At 37.5% G+C, this 1,570-nt stretch carries 1 tRNA gene and 2 rRNA genes; all 3 read left to right on the top strand.

The features are described from left to right. Positions 1–19 precede the first annotated feature (19 nt). The 3 genes from rrf (K5Q58_RS20550) to rrf (K5Q58_RS20540) all read left to right on the top strand — a co-directional run bounded on the left by rrf (K5Q58_RS20550) (position 20) and on the right by rrf (K5Q58_RS20540) (position 394). Positions 20–135 (top strand): 5S ribosomal RNA (rrf, locus tag K5Q58_RS20550). 49 nt (positions 136–184) lie between these two features. Then, positions 185–260 (top strand) — tRNA-Thr (locus K5Q58_RS20545). An 18-nt stretch (positions 261–278) separates the two neighbouring features. Further along, positions 279–394: ribosomal RNA gene (gene rrf / locus K5Q58_RS20540) — 5S ribosomal RNA — on the top strand. Positions 395–1,570: the final 1,176 nt, after the last annotated feature.

The following is a 1,570-nucleotide window of genomic DNA, read 5'->3' as shown; positions in this document are numbered from 1 at the left end:
GCGATTAACACCGAATTTGCTTGGTGACAATAGCATTGTGGTACCACCTGATCCCATCCCGAACTCAGTAGTGAAACGCAATAGCGCCGATGATAGTGTGGGGTCTCCCCATGTGAAAGTAGGTCATCGCCAAGCGCCTAATTTAAGTCTCAAATTACTGAAAAGTAGTCTTGAGCAAGATCATGCTGATATGGCTCAGTCGGTAGAGCGCATCCTTGGTAAGGATGAGGTCCCCAGTTCGATTCTGGGTATCAGCACCATCTTTAAAACCAGATTTGTCTGGGGACAATAGCATTGTGGTCCCACCTGATCCCATCCCGAACTCAGTAGTGAAACGCAATAGCGCCGATGATAGTGTGGGGTCTCCCCATGTGAAAGTAGGTCATTCCCAGACGCTAAATTACGATAGAGCCCGTTGCTGATGTGACGGGCTTTTTTGTGTCTGTAATTTTGATTTTTAAGAAGTATTGCTATCAAATGTAAGTATGGTTGATAGTCCATACAGGATAGGAAGAAGCAGGGTATTGTAAGACGCTCAATTACTCAAGAGTCCATTACTGAATTAAGGGGCTTTTTTGTTTCTGTAGATTGAAGATTTTTAAGAAGTAACGCTATCAAATGTAAGTGCGTTCGATGTTGCCACTTCCCTTTCAAGGATACTAAGAAGTAGACCATTGCATGACGCTCAATCATAACCGAGCCCATTAATGATATGATGGGCTTTCTTGTTTCTGTAATTTGAATAAATTTAAGAGATATTGCTATCGAATATAAGTACGATCTATAAGCCTGTGGCTATTTATAAGTTAACTACTCATAACCTAGTTTTACGATGGTTTAGAATTGGCTCTTCATGCAATGCAAATTGGCTGGATAGATAAAATCTTAATTTCAGTAAATTTCTCACTAGCACGCAGATCATTCGCCAATACATTACATAATAAGTCATTATTAATGTTTTCAGTTTACGAAGACTAGACAGAGAACGAAATATTGTAGCTACATAATTAATAATGTAATTATCATTTTATTTGGATTGCGGAAGCTAATTGTATAAACGACATACGTATTTCAAAATTCTATACCTTCTATACCTTCTATACCTTCTATACCTTCTATACCTTCTATACCTTCTATACCTTTATGCCTTCTATACCTTTATGCCTTTATGCCTTATATGCCTCTAATTAAAAGCTAAGCTGTAAAAAGGATTACTTAATTACATATTAGATAAAAATAAAAGCCACTTAATACTCACTACTGTGAGTTATTGGATTGATAAAAGCTATTTTATACAATTTGGTCTTACATCGAACTGTTAGTTAGAGGGCCAATGACACTCCTAAAAACGGTAACAATGATTATTTTTGTGGATAACTGTGGGGTTAACTTCTGAGTATCTTGTTGCTAAATACCTTTGTTTAATAAAACTGAAATTAATTGAAAAAAGCCCTTGCGGTGTTTCAGTATTTGCCTATAATGCGCATCCACTGACACGGCAACAGGCACTAGCCAACACTGAGTCAGCTTGATTTGAAGCGGTTTTAACTACCTCAAATCAACGGCAAAA

This window comes from Shewanella sp. KT0246 (assembly GCF_019654955.1).
GTDB classification, from domain to species: Bacteria; Pseudomonadota; Gammaproteobacteria; order Enterobacterales; family Shewanellaceae; genus Shewanella; species Shewanella goraebulensis.
Note: the sequence above shows the minus strand (reverse complement) of the source record. Positions and strands in the feature narration are given on the sequence as shown.